Here is a 16630-nt window from a genome sequence, read left to right on the forward strand (position 1 = left end):
TGTAGACTATATTGATTACTACAACAACAAACGAATTAAGGTAAAACTAAAAGGACTTAGTCCTGTACAATACAGAACTAAATCCTTTGCTTAAATTAATTGTCTAACTTTTTGGGGTCAGTACATTATAAACCTTGGTATTATGCGTTTTATTATAGAAAGAGTTACTGGATTTTCTCTTATACTCTTCGAAAATCAAATTCAAACCACGTCAGCTTCGCCTTGCCGTACTCAAGTACAGCCTGCGGCTCGCTTCCTAGTTTGCTCTTTGATTTTCATTGAGTATTAAATGTGAGTTTTTGCCTCGTCTTATTTTTATCTTTAATCTTGTGTTGAAGGTAAAAACAAACTTTTCTAATCCACAGCCTGTGGATAACTATTTCCAAAAGTTAGTATAAAAAAACAGATGCTTTGAGAATTGGTTATCTTCAAAATCGAGTGTGAAAGTACTTTGATAGAGGGTTAATGCTTGTTTTAAAAGTATATATTTTAAAGCTTTATCCTTATAAAGAGTTGAGAGAGCATTATTGAAAAAAATATTTTCCCACAAGTTATCCACAATTTGTGGATAACTTGTGGGAAATTGTATTAGTTATGCTTGGGTAACCAGCCGAGGGTAAAGTCGAGAGATTGAGCATCTAGCAAATCCTGGTGACTAATACACTGAACTTCTTTCCCGTCCAGTCTACAATCTTGTACAAAGTGGAAGTGTTCATGATTTTGTTGCGTGCGAATATCCAACCACTGGTTTTTTTCTGCAAGATTGACACGAAGGTGGTCAAAGAGCGGAATCCCAAGGTCATAGTTTGCTTTTCCTGGGCAGGTTGGGTAAAGCCCAAGAGCAGACCAGACATACCAAGCCGATAAACTACCGTTATCCTCATCTCCTGGATAAGCATCCCAGCCAGCTCGAAAGGCTTTTTGACGAAGGGTCTTGATTAAGAGACTGGTATATTGGGGATAACTACTGTAGCGGAACAGATAAGGGATGTGGAAACTTGGTTGGTTGGAAATGGCTAGTTGACCAAATGGCGCTGTTGCTATTTCGCTCATCTCATGGATTTCATAACCATAGCCGGTCGTTTCAAAGAGTGGGAGACTTTGACAAGTTTTCAAAAGATAGTTGCTAAAGGCTTCTTTTCCACCCATGAGTTGACTAAGTCCAGAAATATCATGTAAGACGCCGAGACTGGCTTGGATGGCTGAGCATTCAGCGTAGTCACGGCCCCAACTATAAGGAGAAAAGTCAGGGCGGAAGTTGCCATCTACATCACGCGCCCTCATGTATCCTGTCTCAGGGTCAAAGAGGTTCTGATAATTCTTAGAATAGTGGGCATAGGTTTGTGCCAGCTCTTTTTGACCCAATTTTGCTGCGCAAGTAGAGATGCAAAAATCACTATAGGCATAGTCTAGTGTGTGACTGACACTTTCATGGAAGTCTGTGGATAGGTAGCCTAGTTCTTGGTATTGTGCCAGGCCGTGTCGTCCGTTGATAGCTTTTGGATCAGCCTTAGTCGCAGTTTCAAGCATGGCTTTGAGAAATTCCTCCTCAAGTTCAGGTGCCATGTCTTTACAAGCACTATCTGCAATAAGGCCATCAATCAAGGTGCCAGGCATCATCCCTCTTTCGTCAGGAGCCAGCCACTTAGGGAGATACCCAGTGTCTCGATAGCTATTTAGGAAGCCTTCAAGAAACTGACGATAGCGTTTCGGAATAATCAAGGCAAAGAGTGGGAATGAAGTACGGAAGGTATCCCAAAAGCCATTGTTGGTAAAGAGTAGACCAGGTTTGATAGTTCCTGAAGCTAGGTCTATATGGATGTTTTCACCTTGCTCATTTACCTCATAGAAGGTTTGTGGGAAAAGGAAGAGCCTGTATAGGCAGTGGTCAAAAAAGGTCCGATCAACTGGACCAGTTTCCACGACCTCAAAACGGCCTAGAAGGTTTTCCCAACTTGTCTTGGCGTCTTGTTTTGTTTCTTCAAAATCCTGTTTAGGAAGATTAAAGCGAGCTTGTTCTTTAGAAATAAAGGAAGTCGCTAGTTGAACCTGAGCATCTGATTCATCTAAGTCAATTCGCCAGTCCTGTCCCTCTTGCGTAATAGAAAGGATTTCTACAGAAAATGCGAGAGCAGTATACATGACGAGAGGAAGTTTATTGGTTTCGGTTTCTCCTGCTTGTCTCAGGGACAGAGTTCGCTGATCGACTTGTTCTACTGTCAGTTCATCTGCTGCGTGAAGATAGAGGGAGAGTTCTTTTCCCTGTGTCTGTCTTAGTTGAATAGAAGCCCCGTAGCAAGTAGGACTTAGCTGCGTTTCAATCTGGTAGCGAAAAGAGAAGATTTTCAAATAATGAGGCTGGAAAGAAGCTTTGTCCTGAGAATAAGAAGACTGACGATGGAAGAGGGTGTCGCCAGTGATTTCTCCTGTAACAGGAGTCAGTAGCAACCAAGAGTAGTCCCCAATCCAAGGACTGGGCTGGTGGGTTAGTCGAATGCCCTGAAATATTGGAAGATGGGGATCAAAAAACCAAGATCCTTCCTGGTCACTAGTTTGGGGGACAAAGTAATTCATCCCAAAAGGAACTCCAGCGTATGGTAGGGTATTTCCTCGTGAAAAAGCATGTTTACTGGCTGTTCCAAAGCGGGTATCGATAGTTTCAAGTATAGGTTTCATAGCAGTTCCTTCAGTAGTTTTCTACATTATATCAGAAAAAGGAGACTTTTAGAAAGCGACTTCAAAATATAACAATTTTGTAGAATAATGACTAACATTTGTGTATATATTTTCTGGACTAAAAGCTATATACTGAAAATGAAAATCTGTTTGAAAGAGGCAAAATAGTTTATGGTATATTCAAAAGAAATTGTCAGAGAGTGGCTAGATGAGGTGGCAGAGCGTGCTAAAGATCATCCTGAGTGGGTGGATGTCTTTGAACGTTGCTACACAGACACCTTGGACAATACAGTTGAAATCTTAGAAGACGGCTCAACTTTTGTACTAACTGGGGATATCCCAGCTATGTGGCTCCGTGATTCAACTGCTCAGCTTAGACCATACCTTCATGTGGCAAAAAGAGACCCTCGTTTGCGCCAGACCATTGCTGGATTGGTTAAACGCCAGATGACTTTGATTCTCAAGGATCCCTATGCCAACTCCTTCAACATTGAAGAGAACTGGAAGGGTCATCACGAGACAGACCATACAGACCTCAATGGCTGGATTTGGGAACGTAAGTATGAAGTAGACTCACTTTGCTATCCCTTGCAGTTGGCTTATCTTCTGTGGAAAGAAACAGGTGAGACTAGCCAATTTGATGAAACCTTTGTCACAGCGACTAAGGAAATTCTCCATCTCTGGACGGTGGAACAAGACCACAATAACTCACCATATCGCTTCGTTCGTGATACGGACCGTAAAGAAGATACCTTGGTCAATGACGGCTTTGGTCCAGACTTTGCTGTGACAGGGATGACCTGGTCAGCCTTTCGTCCAAGTGATGACTGCTGTCAGTATAGCTACTTGATTCCTTCCAATATGTTTGCAGTAGTTGTTTTGGGTTATGTCCAGGAAATCTTTGCAGAATTGAATCTAGCTGATAGTGAAAGTATTATTGCTGATGCCAAACGCCTCCAAACTGAGATTCAAGAAGGAATCGAAAATTATGCCTACACAACAAACAGCAAGGGCGAGAAAATCTATGCCTTTGAGGTAGATGGTTTAGAAAATGCTAGTATCATGGATGATCCAAACGTACCAAGCTTATTAGCCGCTCCGTATCTGGGTTACTGTGATGTTAACGATGAAGTCTATCAAGCAACTCGTCGCACCATTCTCAGCCCTGAAAATCCCTACTTCTATGAAGGAGAGTACGCAAGTGGGCTCGGAAGTTCTCATACCTTCTACCGCTATATCTGGCCGATTGCTCTATCTATCCAAGGATTGACAACTACGGATAAGGCAGAGAAGAAATTCTTGCTGGACCAGCTCGTTGCCTGCGATGGCGGAACAGGTGTTATGCACGAAAGCTTTCACGTAGATGATCCGACTCTCTACTCTCGTGAATGGTTCTCATGGGCCAACATGATGTTCTGCGAATTGGTCTTGGATTACCTAGGTATTCGCTAATGAGCCTTAGCTCAATAGATTCTTGTACAGAATCACAAATATATTTTTAAATTTAAGTTAGAATGAGGTTTTACTCATGGAAAATGTTGTTGTACATATCATCTCTCACAGTCACTGGGATCGTGAGTGGTATTTACCGTTTGAAAGTCACCGGATGCAATTGGTGGAACTTTTTGACAATCTGTTTGATCTTTTTGAAAATGACCCTGAATTCAAAAGTTTCCACTTGGATGGCCAAACCATCGTCCTTGATGACTACTTAGAAATTCGTCCTGAAAACCGTGACAAGGTGCAGCGTTATATCGACGAAGGCAAGCTCAAGATTGGTCCTTTCTATATCTTGCAGGATGATTATTTGATCTCCAGTGAAGCCAATGTCCGCAATACCTTGATTGGTCAAGCCGAATGTGCCAAATGGGGCAAATCTACTCAGATTGGTTACTTCCCAGATACCTTTGGAAATATGGGGCAAGCACCTCAAATTCTTCAAAAATCAGGTATTCACGTAGCAGCCTTTGGTCGCGGTGTCAAACCGATCGGCTTTGACAACCAAGTCCTCGAAGATGAGCAGTTTACCTCTCAATTTTCTGAAATGTACTGGCAGGGGGCTGATGGTAGCCGTGTGCTTGGTATTCTCTTTGCTAACTGGTACAGTAACGGGAACGAAATTCCAGTAGATAAAGATGAAGCCTTGACCTTCTGGAAACAAAAATTGGCAGACGTACGTGACTATGCTTCTACTAATCAATGGTTGATGATGAATGGTTGTGACCACCAACCAGTACAGAGAAATATTAGTGAAGCTATTCGTGTGGCCAATGAACTCTTCCCAGACGTGACCTTTATTCACAGCTCCTTTGATGAATACGTTCAAGCAGTGGAAAGTGCACTTCCTGAACACCTATCAACAGTTACAGGTGAGTTGACTAGCCAGGAAACGGATGGCTGGTACACCCTTGCCAACACCTCTTCTTCACGCGTTTATCTCAAACAAGCCTTCCAAGAAAACAGCAACCTGTTAGAGCAGATCGTGGAACCGTTGACTATTCTCACAGGTGGACATAACCACAAGGATCAATTAACTTATGCTTGGAAAGTACTTTTGCAAAATGCACCACACGATAGCATCTGTGGATGTAGTATTGATGAAGTACACCGTGAAATGGAAACTCGCTTTGCCAAGGTCAACCAAGTTGGGAACTTTGTCAAAACAAACCTTCTCAATGAATGGAAACACAAAATAGCAACTCAGGAAGCACAAAGCGACCACCTCTTTACAGTCATCAACACTGGATTACATGACAAGGTTGATACTGCCAGTGTTGTGGTAGATGTAGCCACTTGTGATTTCAAGGAATTGCACCCGACAGAGGGCTTCAAGAAAATGGCAGCCTTAACCTTGCCAGAGTACCATGTTCAAGATTTGGATGGTCATGTCATTGAAGCCAAGATTGAAGACTTGGGAGCAAGTTTTGGCTATACTTTGCCTAAGGATAAATTCCGTCAACCTTATATTGCACGTCAAGTGCGCGTGACAATTCCAATTCACCTTGCACCACTTTCTTGGTCAAGCTTCCAATTAGTCGAAGGGCCAGCAGCACAAAGCGATGGTATCTTCCAAAATGGAGTTATTGATACTCCATTTGTGACCGTAAGTGTAGATGAAGGTATCACAGTCTACGACAAGACTACAAACGAAGCTTACGAGGACTTTATCCAATTTGAGGACCGTGGCGATATCGGGAATGAGTACATTTACTTCCAACCAAAAGGAACAGAGCCAATTTTCGCTCAACTGAAAGGTTATGAAGTTCTGGAAAACAATGCTCGCTATGCTAAAATCTTGCTCAAGCATGACTTGACTATTCCAGTCAGTGCAGATGAAAAATTGGATGCTGAACAAAGAGGCATTATCGAGTTCATGAAACGAGATGCAGGTCGTTCAGAAGAATTGACAACCATTCCTCTTGAAACTGAGATGACCGTATTTGTGGATAATCCACAGATTCGCTTTAAAACTCGTTTTACCAACACTGCCAAGGATCACCGCATCCGTCTCTTGGTGAAAACTCATAACACTCGCCCAAGCAATGATTCTGAAAGCATCTATGAAGTTGTGACAAGACCAAATAAACCAGCAGCTTCTTGGGAAAATCCTGAAAATCCACAACACCAACAAGCCTTTGTTAGCTTGTATGATGATGTCAAAGGAGTGACAGTATCCAATAAAGGATTGCACGAGTATGAAATTCTTGGAGACGATACTATGGCTGTAACACTTCTTCGTGCTTCAGGCGAACTCGGTGACTGGGGTTACTTCCCAACACCGGAAGCTCAGTGCTTGCGAGCTATCGAAGTTGAGTTTGCAGTAGAATGCCACCAAGCAGGCGAACGCTTCTCAGCTTTCCGTCGTGCCAAAGCCTTCCAGGTGCCATTTACAGCTCTTCAAGTTGCAAAACAAGAGGGTAGTGTTGCAGCAACGGGTAGTCTCTTTAGCCATCCAGCACTGAACTTGCCACAAGTCTGTCCAACAGCCTTTAAGGTGGCTGAGAATGAAGAAGGTTATGTCCTTCGTTACTACAACATGAGTCAAGAAAATGTTCGCGTGTCTGAAAAACAACAAACGATTCTTGACTTGCTAGAACGACCATATCCAGTTCATTCAGGGTTATTGGCTCCACAAGAAATTCGCACAGAATTGATTCAAAAAGAAGAAATTTAATAGTTTTAAAGTGTTCTATAACTAATACTATGAGATAGAAAGGAGGGGCGAAAGAGTAAGGATTAACTACTGATTCTCCCCTTTTTTGGTGAAAATATGTCGATTGCAACCATTGATATCGGAGGGACTGGGATTAAGTTTGCTAGTCTAACTCCTGATGGAAAGATTTTAGATAAGACCAGTACCCCAACTCCAGAAACTCTGGAAGATTTGCTAGCTTGGTTGGACCAACGCTTGTCAGAACAGGACTATCGTGGGATTGCTATGAGTGTGCCAGGAGCGGTCAATCAAGAAACAGGAGTGATTGAGGGGATTAGTGCCATTCCTTATATCCATGGTTTTTCATGGTATGAGGCCCTTGCTCATTACCAGCTCCCTGTCCATCTAGAAAATGATGCCAACTGTGTTGGACTCAGTGAACTGCTGGCTCATCCTGAGATTGAAAATGCAGCCTGTGTTGTGATTGGTACAGGGATTGGCGGAGCTATGATTATCAATGGGAAACTTCACCGTGGTCGCCATGGCTTGGGGGGAGAGTTTGGTTACATGACAACTATCGAACCTGCAGAAAAGCTCAACAACTGGTCGCAACTAGCTTCTACGGGAAACATGGTTCGCTATGTCATCGAAAAATCTGGTCAGACAGACTGGAACGGACGCAAGGTTTACCAAGAGGCTGCAGCAGGCAACGCTCTTTGTCAAGAAGCCATTGAGCGCATGAACCGCAATCTGGCGCAAGGCTTGCTCAATATTCAGTATCTGATTGACCCAGATGTCATTAGCCTAGGTGGTTCTATCAGTCAGAACCCAGATTTTATCAAAGGTGTGCAAGAAGCAGTAGACGTCTTTGTGGAAAGATATGAAGAATATACAATTGCACCAGTCATCCAAGCTTGCACCTATCACGCAGATGCCAATCTCTACGGTGCCCTTGTCAACTGGTTACAGGAGGAAAACCAATGGTAATTTTTACCGGAATTAGCAGTAAACAACAGCAAGCTTTAGACTTGCTTCAAAATCACATTTCCCTACCAGATGTAGAGGTAGCAGTTGCTCAGTCTGACCGAGCATCTATCTCTATCAAGGGTGAGGGCGGAAAGTATCAATTGACTTATGACAAACCTCACCAACTCTACCGCGCCTTGTCCTTGCTAGCAACAGCTTTAGCAGAAGGCGAAAAGGTGGAGATTGAGGAGCAAGCAGCTTATGAAGAGTTGGCCTATATGGCGGATTGTTCACGAAATGCGGTTCTAAATGTTGCATCTGCCAAGCAGATGATTGAGGTCTTGGCTCTGATGGGCTACTCAACCTTTGAACTCTACATGGAAGATACCTATCAAATCGATGGGCAACCTTATTTTGGTTATTTCCGTGGAGCTTATTCAGCTGAAGAGTTACAGGAAATTGAAGCCTACGCCCAACAGTTTGATATGACTTTTGTTCCTTGTATTCAGACCTTGGCCCACTTGTCAGCCTTTGTCAAATGGGGTGTCAAAGAAGTCCAGCAACTTCGTGATGTAGAGGACATTCTCCTCATTGGCGAAGAAAAAGTTTACGACCTAATTGACGGCATGTTTGCGACTCTGTCTAAGCTACAAACTCGTAAAGTCAATATCGGTATGGACGAAGCCCACTTGGTTGGATTGGGACGCTATCTTATCCTGAACGGTATTGTGGATCGTAGCCTCCTCATGTGCCAACATTTGGAGCGCGTGCTGGATATTGCAGACAAATACGGTTTCCACTGTCAGATGTGGAGCGATATGTTCTTCAAACTCATGTCAGCAGATGGCCAGTACGACCGTGATGTCGAAATTCCAGAGGAAACACGTGTTTATCTTGACCGTCTCAAAGACCGTGTCACCTTGGTTTACTGGGATTATTACCAAGATAGCGATGAAAAATACAACCGCAACTTCAGTAATCACCACAAGATTAGCCAGGATATCGCCTTTGCAGGTGGGGCTTGGAAATGGATTGGTTTCACACCACACAACCATTTCAGTCGTCTCATCGCTGTCGAAGCTAACAAAGCCTGCCGTGCTAATCAGATCAAGGAAGTCATTGTGACTGGTTGGGGAGATAATGGTGGTGAAACAGCCCAGTTCTCTATTCTGCCAAGTCTACAAATCTGGGCAGAACTCAGCTACCGCAATGATTTAGAGCATTTGTCAGCTCACTTCAAAACCAATACAGGCCTATCCGTTGAGGACTTCATGCAACTTGATCTTGCCAATCTCTTGCCAGATCTACCAGACAATCTCAGTGGGATTAATCCCAATCGCTATGTCTTTTATCAGGATGTTCTCTGTCCAATTCTTGATAAGCACATGACTCCTGAACAGGACAAGCCTCACTTTGCCCAGGCAGCTGAGACTCTTTCTGCTATTAAAGAAAAAGCAGGAAACTATGCTTATCTCTTTGAAACTCAGGCCCAGTTGAATGCTATTTTAAGTGGCAAGGTTGATGTGGGACGACGCATTCGTCAAGCCTATCAAACGGGTGACAAAGAGAGCTTGCAACAAATCGCTAGGGAAGAATTACCAAAATTAAGAAGCCAGGTTGAAACCTTCCACAAGCTCTTTAGCCAGCAATGGTTGAAAGAAAACAAGGTCTTTGGCTTGGATACAGTAGATATCCGTATGGGTGGGCTCTTGCAACGAATCAAGCGAGCAGAAAGCCGTATCGAGGCTTATTTGGCTGGTCAAATTGACCGCATCGAAGAACTAGAAGTAGAGATTCTGCCATTTACTGACTTATACGCAGACAAGGACTTCGCAGCTACAACAGCCAACCAATGGCATACTATTGCGACAGCTTCGACGATTTATACAACCTAGAAATTTATTACAAATAGCCAAACATCTCCTTTTAAATAAATGGAGATGTTTTTTGATTTGGGGATAGGGAAGGAGTATAATGAAAGTATAAGGATAGTTTGGAGGTCTGACCATGAAAAAGCTACTACTAGTCCTAGGTGCGAGTATGCTAGTTTTATCTGCTTGTCAAAAGACGACAGAAGATAGCGCAACTAGTTCGTTAACACCAAAAAACCAACAAACCAAGGAAGTAACCAACTATTTTCACTACCTAGCAGATTCCTATCAGAAGGCTCTTTCGCACGAAAAAGAAGTCAAGGACGCAACTGTTCAATCACCTATGGCTGCTACTCTTGTAGCCATGGAAAAACTCCAGTTATCTAATCCGACTGACCAAGCCTTGATTATGAAGAACTACTCGGATTTTCAGAAGCTAATCCAATACAACACGGAAAAGTGGCAGGAAGAGTTTGCAAGCTGGGCTGCTTCTATGGGACAGTTCTATCATAGACTAGAGCATAGAAATTTTGATGAAAAAAATGAACTCATCAAACAATTAGAAACAACGACTGTTTCTCAGAAAAGAGTCAGATGGAATATTTTCGGGGTATCCAGTGACAACGCCTATGATTACTTGGTTTTGGATGCCTACTATGACGATCAAGCCAGACATTTCTACCTATTTACACTCAAGAATGGGCAAGCACAGGTCTTACATGCCGATAAGACGTTAGAAACTATCAGTGCTGCAAACTTTGAAGAGACTGAAAACACAGATTTAGCACAAGGCTTTAAGGAATTTCTATTAAAAACGAGTATCACTAGAGAGAATGAGCCAGATATAGACAATAGTTCTCTAATAGACAAGATAAAAATAGCCATGGAATCCTACTCAGATAGTAAGGGTGAAAGATTTAAGTCAACTAGCCTAGCAACATATGGTCGCTATTATGGGCTTGCAGTTCCGGATCAGATGATGCAATATGGGCAAGTCGATGGAGTCAAATATACTTTTAAATGGCATGGCTATACTGTTGGTGTTGGAGAAAAACGATTTGAAATCTTGGCCTGTTATGTGAATGAAGCAGGGACAGAAGTGATTCTCTTTGGCTATAAGGATGGTCGCCCTACTATTTTACATACTGAGGGGCAACCGGAGATTAATCAAAACGAAGCAGGTGCTATTATAGATGCTCAAGTTCATTTTGTTGAATTTCACCAACCGATTTTAGAACAAGTTTTCAAGTAATAAATATGGGCAACACCTCTTGCAAGCAAGACGTTTCTCGTGAAACATCCTTCTTATATAAAAAGTTCTCCACATAAAATAATTTGTGGAGTTTTTTCTATAATTTGTAGTTTAAACTGTCCTAAAAATAAGAGTATACTATTTTTGTAAACGTTATCAAATCTAAAAATTGTGAGATTATTAAGTTTTAGAAAAATAAAAAGGGAGGAAATTATGAACAAGTTTTCAAAAACCTTGAGAGATAACTGGATTTTTCTCTTAATGGTTTTACCAGGGACACTTTGGTTGATTCTATTCTTCTACATCCCAGTATTTGGAAATGTGGTTGCCTTCAAAGACTACCATATGACTGGTGAAGGATTCGTCCACAGTATTATAAATAGTAAATGGGTTGGACTAGATAACTTCAAGTTCTTGTTTAGTTCGAAAGATGCCTTTGTCATCACTCGAAACACTGTGCTTTACAACCTTGGATTTATTTTTATCGGTTTGATTGTATCGGTTGGTATTGCCATTATCCTTAGTGAACTTCGCTCTAAGCAAATGGTTAAAATCTACCAAACATCTATGTTGTTCCCTTACTTCCTATCTTGGGTTATCATCAGTTTCTTTACAGATGCTTTCCTAAATATCGATAAAGGGCTTATTAACCACACCTTGGAAGCTCTTGGCATAAAGGGAATTAACTTTTACGCTGACATCAGTATCTGGCCTTATCTTCTCCTCTTCCTAGGTATCTGGAAAGGGTTTGGATATAGTAGTGTTATGTATTACGCAACAATCATGGGGATTGATCCAACCTACTACGAAGCAGCGACAGTGGACGGTGCTAGCAAATGGCAACGTATCCGCAACGTAACGATTCCTCAGTTGACACCACTTGTGACAGTATTGACCATCCTTGCAGTCGGAAACATCTTCCGTGCAGACTTCGGTCTTTTCTTCCAAATCCCTCACAATGCTGGTCAGCTCTATAGTGTAACAAACGTATTGGACGTCTATGTCTTTAACGGTTTGACTCAGACAGCAGATATCGGTATGGCTTCAGCAGCGGGTCTCTATCAGTCAGTTGTCGGTTTGATTCTGGTTATCCTATCAAACTTACTTGCAAGACGTGTAGATCCTAACTCAGCCCTATTCTAGAAAGGAGGAGCATATGGCAAAAAAAATTCAAAAAGAAAAAATTGATAATGTTGGCATACACTCCTTCAGCAAGAAAGCAGATATCTTCTTTAGTATCATATCTGGTTTGCTGGCCTTCTCTTGTATCTTGCCTTTTATCTTTGTCATCATTATCTCAGTTACAGATGAGAAGAGTATCGTTCAATATGGATATAGCTTCTTCCCATCACAATTTGGATTAGATGGTTTTGAGTTTTTGACTCAGTTTAAAGATAAGATTTTACAAGCGCTCTTTATCTCAGTGTTTGTGACAGTTGTAGGTACTTTGACAAACGTCTTCATCACTACAACTTATGCCTATGCCATCTCTCGTACAACATTTAAGTATCGTAAATTCTTTACAATCTTCGCTTTGCTTAGTATGTTGTTCAATGCTGGTTTGGTACCAGGTTATATCGTGGTAACTCAGTTGCTTCACCTTGGTGATACCATTTGGGCCTTGATTGTTCCGATGCTTCTATCACCATTCAATATCATGTTGATGCGTTCCTTCTTCAAGAAGACCATCCCAGAAGCAATCCTCGAATCGGCTCGTATCGATGGAGCTAGTGAAGCTCGAATCTTCTTCCAAATCTGTTTACCGCTCTCACTACCAGGTATCGCAACGATTACCCTATTGACAGCGCTTGGGTTCTGGAATGACTGGTTTAACGCCCTTCTTTACATCAAGAGTGATAACTTGTATCCATTGCAATATTTGCTCATGCAAATCCAAAACAACATGGATTACATTGCTAAGTCAGTTGGTATGTCAGGACAACTTGCGGTTGCCCTACCAAAAGAAACAGGTCGTATGGCCATGGTCGTAGTTGCGACTGTTCCGATTGCGATTCTCTACCCATTCTTCCAACGCTATTTTGTAAAAGGTTTGACTATCGGTGGTGTTAAAGAATAAGGAAGTCTAAGAAACAATGTTTCTTCTCTAACGCTGATTTTTCTGGCAAAGGAAAATCAACAATCTCAATTTGTTAATAACTTTAAAAATAAAAAAAGGAGTTTTTATAATGAAAAACTGGAAAAAATATGCTTTTGCATCTGCTAGCCTTGTCGCTTTAGCTGCTAGCCTTGCAGCTTGTGGAAACCTTAAAGGAAACAACCAAAAAGCTGCTGATTCAGCATCAGGTGATAAAACTGTTATCAAAATGTACCAAATCGGTGACAAACCAGATAACTTGGATGAATTGCTAGAAAATGCAAACAAAATCATCGGAGAAAAAGTTGGTGCTAAATTGGATATCCAATACCTTGGTTGGGGTGACTACGGTAAGAAAATGTCAGTTATCACTTCATCAGGTGAAAACTATGATATCGCATTTGCAGATAACTATGTAGTAAACGCTCAAAAGGGTGCTTATGCTGACTTGACAGAATTGTACAAGAAAGAAGGGGCTGATCTTTATAAAGCGCTTGACCCAGCTTACATCAAAGGTAACACTGTAAACGGTAAAATTTACTCTGTTCCAGTTGCAGCCAACGTTGCATCTTCACAAAACTTTGCTTTCAATGGCCCACTTCTTGAAAAATATGGAATCGATATCTCAGGTGTAACTTCATATGAAACACTTGAACCAGTATTGAAACAAATCAAAGAAAAAGCTCCAGATGTAATGCCATTCGCTGTTGGTAAAAACTTTATTCCATCAGAAAACTTTGACTACCCAGTTGCAAATGGACTTCCATTCGTCATCGACCTTGAAGGCGACACTACTAAGATCGTAAACCGTTACGAAGTGCCTCGTTTCGTAGAACACTTGAAGACTATGCACAAATACTATGAAGCAGGATACATTCCAAAAGACGTAGCAACAAGCGAAACTTCATATGACCTTACTCAAGATACTTGGCTTGTTCGCGAAGAAACAGTAGGACCAGCTGACTACGGTAGCAGCTTGCTTTCTCGTGTTGCTAACAGAGATATCCAAATCAAACCATTTACTAACTTCATCAAGAAGAACCAAACAACTCAAGTTGCTAACTTTGTAATCTCTAACAACTCTAAGAACAAAGAAAAAGCAATGGAAGTGTTGAACCTCTTGAACACTAACCCAGAACTCTTGAACGGACTTGTTTATGGACCAGAAGGCAAGAACTGGGAGAAAGTTGAAGGTAAAGAAAACCGTGTTAAAGTCCTTGATGGATACAAAGGAAACACTCACATGAGTGGATGGAACACTGGTAACAACTGGATTCTTTACATCAACGAAAACGTAACAGATGAGCAAATTGCACAATCTAAGAAAGACTTGGAAACTGCAAAAGAATCTCCAGCTCTTGGATTCATCTTCAACACTGACAACGTGAAATCTGAAATCTCAGCTATCACTAACACTATGCAACAATTCGATACAGCTATCAACACTGGTACTGTAGACCCAGAAAAAGCTATTCCAGAATTGATGGAAAAATTGAAATCTGAAGGTGCTTACCAAAAAGTATTGGATGAAATGCAAAAACAATACGACGAATTCTTGAAAAGCAAAAAATCATAAGACAAATTGATTTCGTGTATTCATTCCTAAAAGGAGCAATCACTGCCTTGTCTGGTTTTTCCAGATGAGGTGGTGATTCTTTTTATGGTAAATGCATATAATTATCTGTATTTGTATCTAGATAGTTGCTCTTACATATAACGTTGGACACAGACATATGAAAAATTATCATCTACTCTTTAAAACTAGTGCAATCTTATCTTACTTATTTTTCGTATATGGACTCTCTCAGTTAACACTTGTGGTTCAAAATTACTGGCAATTTTCTTCTCAGATAGGGAATTTTTTCTGGATTCAAAATCTTATCAGTCTTGTCTTTATTGGTCTCATGATATGGATTTTAGTCAAGACAGGACATGGCTACCTTTTTGTTATTCCAAAGAAAAAATGGCTATGGTATACAGTTTTGACGGTTCTTGTAACTGTACTTTGCATAACATTTAATTTCCAAACGGCAAGATATGTACAGTCAACCTCTGAGGGCTGGGCTGTATTAATCGGCTATAGTGGGACAAATTTTGCCGAGTTGTGTCTCTACTTGACCCTATTTTTCCTAGGTCCTCTGATGGAAGAGTTGATTTATAGAGGATTGCTCCAACATGCCTTCTTTAAAGATTCGAAATTTGGGCTTGACCTGATTCTTCCTTCGGTTTTATTTGCTCTTCCTCACTTTACAAGTTTTCCCAGTGTACTAGATATTCTTGTTTTTGCGACATTTGGAATCTTTTATGCGGGTCTAACTCGCTATACCAAGAGTATCTATCCCGGTTATATCGTTCATGTTATCAATAATATTGTCGCAACCTTACCGTTTTTGGTAACCTTTCTTCATCGAATATTTAGCTGAAACAAGATCTGAAACTGGGTCTTGTTTTCATTTTTCGGTCAAATAAATTGCATTCGCTTTCTTGGGAGAGTATACTGGTATAGTTGAATGAAAAATTCTGATAATTTAATCTTAGAAAAGAGAAGCAAATGTCAAAAGATATTCGAGTTTTACTTTACTATAAATATGTCCCAATCGAGAACGCAGAACAATTTGCGGCTGACCACTTGGCTTTCTGTAAATCAATCGGCCTCAAGGGCCGTATCCTAGTCGCTGACGAAGGGATCAACGGAACCGTTTCTGGTGACTACGAAACAACCCAAAAATACATGGACTATGTCCACAGCCTTCCAGGTATGGAAGACCTTTGGTTCAAGATTGATGAAGAAAGTGAGCAAGCTTTCAAGAAGATGTTTGTTCGCTACAAAAAGGAAATTGTCCACCTTGGGTTAGAGGATGAAAACTTTGATGAAGATATTAATCCACTTGAAACAACAGGTGCTTATTTGTCTCCAAAAGAGTTCAAAGAAGCTCTTTTAGATGAAGATACAGTCGTCCTTGATACTCGTAACGATTACGAGTACGACCTTGGACACTTCCGTGGAGCTATTCGCCCAGACATTCGCAACTTCCGCGAGTTGCCACAATGGGTTCGTGATAACAAGGAAAAATTCATGGACAAACGTGTCGTGGTATACTGTACAGGTGGAGTCCGCTGTGAGAAATTCTCAGGCTGGATGGTCCGTGAAGGCTATAAAGATGTCGGACAATTGCATGGTGGAATTGCGACTTATGGTAAAGATCCAGAAGTTCAAGGGGAACTTTGGGATGGGAAAATGTACGTTTTTGACGAGCGTATTGCAGTCGATGTCAACCATGTCAATCCAACTATCGTAGGGAAAGACTGGTTTGATGGAACACCATGTGAACGCTATGTCAACTGTGGAAATCCTTTCTGTAACCGCCGTATCTTGACATCAGAAGAAAATGAAGACAAGTACCTTCGTGGTTGCTCACACGAGTGTCGTGTTCACCCACGTAATCGCTATGTTTTAGAACATGAATTGACACAAGATCAAGTAATCGAACGTCTGACGGCGATTGGCGAAAACTTAGATTATTCTGAAGTTGTATAATAAACATTAACAGCCCTAAAAGGCTGTTTTTCTATGCTTTTTACTCAAAAATCTAAAGTTTGTTTCTGCATCTTTCAGT

At 41.3% G+C, this 16630-nt stretch carries 12 protein-coding genes; 11 read left to right on the forward strand and 1 reads right to left on the reverse strand.

Features of this window, described 5'->3' with window-relative positions:
* A partial coding sequence (locus tag QM874_RS07545; protein WP_414261305.1) for an IS3 family transposase occupies positions 1-94 on the forward strand: 94 nt, incomplete at its 5' end.
* A 494-nt stretch (positions 95-588) separates the two neighbouring features.
* Here QM874_RS07545 and QM874_RS07550 read toward each other — a convergent pair.
* Positions 589-2676, reverse strand: a complete 2088-nt coding sequence (locus QM874_RS07550; RefSeq protein WP_414316833.1) for a GH92 family glycosyl hydrolase — start codon at positions 2674-2676, stop codon at positions 589-591.
* A 171-nt stretch (positions 2677-2847) separates the two neighbouring features.
* On the opposite strand from QM874_RS07550, the gene QM874_RS07555 reads away from it, so the two are divergent.
* The 10 genes from QM874_RS07555 to QM874_RS07600 all read left to right on the forward strand — a co-directional run bounded on the left by QM874_RS07555 (position 2848) and on the right by QM874_RS07600 (position 16551).
* Positions 2848-4128: a glycoside hydrolase family 125 protein gene (locus QM874_RS07555; RefSeq protein WP_414316834.1), complete on the forward strand. Its 1281-nt coding sequence runs from the start codon at positions 2848-2850 to the stop codon at positions 4126-4128.
* 76 nt (positions 4129-4204) lie between these two features.
* Positions 4205-6850: an alpha-mannosidase gene (locus QM874_RS07560; RefSeq protein WP_414316835.1), complete on the forward strand. Its 2646-nt coding sequence runs from the start codon at positions 4205-4207 to the stop codon at positions 6848-6850.
* Positions 6851-6946: 96 nt separating this feature from the next.
* Positions 6947-7816, forward strand: coding sequence for an ROK family protein (locus QM874_RS07565; RefSeq protein WP_414316836.1), 870 nt, complete (start codon positions 6947-6949; stop codon positions 7814-7816).
* Positions 7810-9690: a beta-N-acetylhexosaminidase gene (locus QM874_RS07570; protein ID WP_414316837.1), complete on the forward strand. Its 1881-nt coding sequence runs from the start codon at positions 7810-7812 to the stop codon at positions 9688-9690. The genes QM874_RS07565 and QM874_RS07570 overlap by 7 nt, the downstream gene beginning before the upstream one ends.
* A 112-nt stretch (positions 9691-9802) precedes the next feature.
* Positions 9803-10918, forward strand: coding sequence for a DUF4767 domain-containing protein (locus QM874_RS07575; RefSeq protein WP_414316838.1), 1116 nt, complete (start codon positions 9803-9805; stop codon positions 10916-10918).
* A gap of 213 nt (positions 10919-11131) precedes the next feature.
* Positions 11132-12061 (forward strand): ABC transporter permease, encoded by a 930-nt coding sequence (locus tag QM874_RS07580; RefSeq protein ID WP_414316839.1) that lies wholly within the window; start codon positions 11132-11134, stop codon positions 12059-12061.
* 13 nt (positions 12062-12074) lie between these two features.
* The gene (locus QM874_RS07585; RefSeq protein WP_414316840.1) at positions 12075-12995 is read left to right on the forward strand and encodes a carbohydrate ABC transporter permease; all 921 of its coding nucleotides are present in this window, start codon (positions 12075-12077) and stop codon (positions 12993-12995) included.
* Positions 12996-13104: 109 nt separating this feature from the next.
* Complete coding sequence (locus QM874_RS07590; RefSeq protein WP_414316841.1) at positions 13105-14589, forward strand: ABC transporter substrate-binding protein; 1485 nt, start codon at positions 13105-13107, stop codon at positions 14587-14589.
* 157 nt (positions 14590-14746) lie between these two features.
* Positions 14747-15436 (forward strand): lysostaphin resistance A-like protein, encoded by a 690-nt coding sequence (locus QM874_RS07595; protein ID WP_414316842.1) that lies wholly within the window; start codon positions 14747-14749, stop codon positions 15434-15436.
* 128 nt (positions 15437-15564) lie between these two features.
* Positions 15565-16551, forward strand: coding sequence for a rhodanese-related sulfurtransferase (locus tag QM874_RS07600; RefSeq protein WP_414316843.1), 987 nt, complete (start codon positions 15565-15567; stop codon positions 16549-16551).
* Positions 16552-16630: the final 79 nt, after the last annotated feature.

The organism is Streptococcus infantis (assembly GCF_047463615.1).
GTDB lineage: Bacteria > Bacillota > Bacilli > Lactobacillales > Streptococcaceae > Streptococcus > Streptococcus infantis_X.